Origin of the sequence: Nonomuraea turkmeniaca, from assembly GCF_005889735.1 — a bacterium.
Classification (GTDB): Bacteria; Actinomycetota; Actinomycetes; order Streptosporangiales; family Streptosporangiaceae; genus Nonomuraea; species Nonomuraea turkmeniaca.
Map to the genome: position 1 here is coordinate 1 of NZ_VCKY01000477.1, position 2734 is coordinate 2734.

Sequence of the window (2734 nt, forward strand, 5' to 3'; positions counted from 1 at the left end):
CTCCCCGCCCAACCCTTCTCCTTACGACAACCTTCCTTCACGGAGGCGCCCGCACACGCCGCCCAGCCCAACCTTCTTTTACGGCAGCGCCGGGTTGCCCGCACGCCCGGCCCAACCCTTCTCTTTACGACGAGCCTCCTTCACGGAGGCGCCCGCACACGCCGCCGAGCCCACCCTTCTTTTACGGCGGCGCCGGGTTGCCCGCACGCGCCGACGCTCGTTTCCGTCTGTCATGGCCAGTCGTGAAGGCTCACGGGGTTCTCGCCGTTACGAGCGAATCTTCGCTGAATTGGCGGCTGTCGGGGCAGGGACCCAGCAGCTTGACCGGGGACCCTCGGCGCGGCTCGCCGCTTGACCGGCCGTCCCTCGGCGCGACCTACCGCTAAGCGGCGGACGCTTGGCGCGCGGTTCGCCGTGTGCTTGGCGGCGGGGAGTCGGCCGTCGAACGCGACGGCAGGCTTGGAGCGTCAGTCGCCGAGGCGGTCGGCCAGGTCGAGCCACTCTGCTTCGATCGTGTCCTTCTGGGCGGTGATCTCGCGGAGTTCGGCGTCCAGGGTGCCCAGCTTGGCGTAGTCGCTGGCGGCTTCGGCCATGGCGCCGTGAAGGCGGGCCTCCTGGGCGGTCAGCTTGTCCAGCTGGCGTTCCAGGCGGTTGAGTTCCTTGCGGAGCTCTCGTTCCTCCTTGGCCGAGAGCCCGGATGGCGCTTGGGGGGACGACGAATCCGCGATCGACGGGCCTCCGCCGGCATCGGCGGAACCGGACCCGGCACCGCCAGGACGGTCGGATGTCACGGTGGCGGGGCCGGACGTGCGCGACGTCGCGGTCGCGGTGCCCAGGCGGGCGGTCAGTGCAGTGCCGGCCGCGCGTCGTTCGAGGTATTCGTCCACTCCGCCGGGCAGCAGCGCCAGCTTGCCGTCGCCCAGCAGCGCGACGGAGCGGTCGGTCACCCGCTCCAGGAAGTAGCGGTCGTGACTGACCAGGATCAGCGTGCCCGGCCAGCCGTCCAGCAGGTCTTCCAGCTCGTTGAGCGTTTCGATGTCGAGGTCGTTGGTCGGCTCGTCGAGCAGCAGGACGTTCGGGTCGTCCATGAGCAGCCTGAGCAGCTGGAGCCGCCTCCGCTCACCACCGGAAAGGTCGCCTACGACCTTCCACTGGTCTTCGCCACGGAAGCCAAGGCGCTCGAGCAGTTGGGAGGCGGTCCACTCCCTCTTGCCGAGTTGCAGGTATTTGCGTACTTCCTCGACCGTCTCCAGCACCCGCCGCGTCGGATCGAGCTCGGTCAGCTCTTGGGACAGGTGCGCGAGACGTACCGTCTTGCCCCTGGTCACCCGGCCGGAGTCGGGCTTGATCGTGTCGGCGAGCAGCCGCAACACAGACGACTTTCCTGATCCGTTGACGCCGATCAGGCCGATGCGGTCGCCCGGCCCGAACTGCCACGTGCAGCGGTCGAGCACCAGCGGACCGGTGGCCGGCCCACCGGCGTGCAAAGTGATGTCCTCGAGGTCGTACACGGTCTTGCCGAGCCTGGCCGCGGCGAACCGCATCAGCTCGACGGTCTCCCGCGGCGGCGGCTCGTTCGCGATCAGCGCCTGGGCGGCCTCGATGCGGAACTTCGGCTTGGACGTGCGGGCGGGCGGGCCGCGGCGCAGCCAGGCGATCTCCTTGCGCATGAGGTTCTGGCGGCGATCCTCGGCGGCCTGGGCGATGCGCGCGCGCTCGGCCTTGGCCAGCACGTAGGCGGCGTAGCCGCCTTCGTACCGCTCGACGCGCCCGTCCACCACCTCCCACGTGCGGGTGGACACGGCGTCGAGGAACCACCGGTCGTGCGTCACCACCAGCAGCGCGCTCTTCCTGGCCGCCAGGTGCCCGGCCAGCCACGCGATGGCCTCGATGTCGAGGTGATTGGTGGGCTCGTCCAGCATGATCAGGTCGTGGTCGTCGATGAGCAGCTTCGCCAGCGCCGTACGCCTGCGCTCGCCACCCGAGAGGTCGCGGCTCTTGGCCTCGAGGTCGAGGTCCCCGATCAGGTTCGTCAGGATCTCCCGAACCCGCTGGTTCCCGGCCCACTCGTGCTCGGCCATCCCACTCAGGACGATCTCTCGTACGGTGGCGGCCGCGTCGAGCGTGTCCTGCTGGGACAGGAAACCGACCTGCAGTCCCCCGGTGTGCGTGACGCGGCCACTGTGGGGGCGCACGTCTCCCGCGATGACGGACATCAGGGTCGTCTTGCCGCCCCCGTTGCGCCCGACGACGCCGATCCGCTCCCCCGCCTCGACGCCCAGGGACACGTCGCTGAGGAGCGGCTTGGGCCCGTAGGCATGGGAAACCGACTCAAGGTTGACCAGATTCATGACCTACTTAGGTTATAGGCTCCGCGCCCTAGCCCCCGCCCGCCTGAACGCGGCAGACCGGTGAGCGCGCTTGCGGCAGACTGCCAGCGAGCCACTGCGTCGAGCCGGTGCAATGCCCCTGTGCGACGGGGCCGGACGCGACGGGCCGGTGTAGTGGCGCTAGGGCCGGACGCGACGGGCTGGTAGCCGGCCCTAGGACCGGACAAGGCTGACTGGTGCGCCGACCCAAGAATCCAGCGGACACGACGGGCTCGCGCGCGCCGGTCCGAGGTCCGGACACAGGGCGACCGGATGTGGCGGGCTGGTGGGTGGAAGCGGAAGGCGGCGGGTCAGAGGAGGGTGGCGCCGCGGACGGGGCCGCTATCTCTTATACACATCTGACG

The 2734-nt window shown here is 69.8% G+C and carries 1 protein-coding gene; it reads right to left on the bottom strand.

Features of this window, described 5'->3' with window-relative positions; genetic code table 11:
• Nucleotides 1-467: 467 nt before the first annotated feature.
• Complete coding sequence (locus tag ETD86_RS53760; protein ID WP_138674297.1) at nucleotides 468-2351, bottom strand: ABC-F family ATP-binding cassette domain-containing protein; 1884 nt, start codon at nucleotides 2349-2351, stop codon at nucleotides 468-470.
• Between the last annotated feature and the right edge of the window lie 383 nt (nucleotides 2352-2734).

What these genes read in the sequence shown, in the direction of transcription:
- ETD86_RS53760 (WP_138674297.1), bottom strand. Translation starts at nt 2,351, where the DNA reads ATGAATCTGGTCAACCTTGAGTCGGTTTCCCATGCCTACGGGCCCAAG.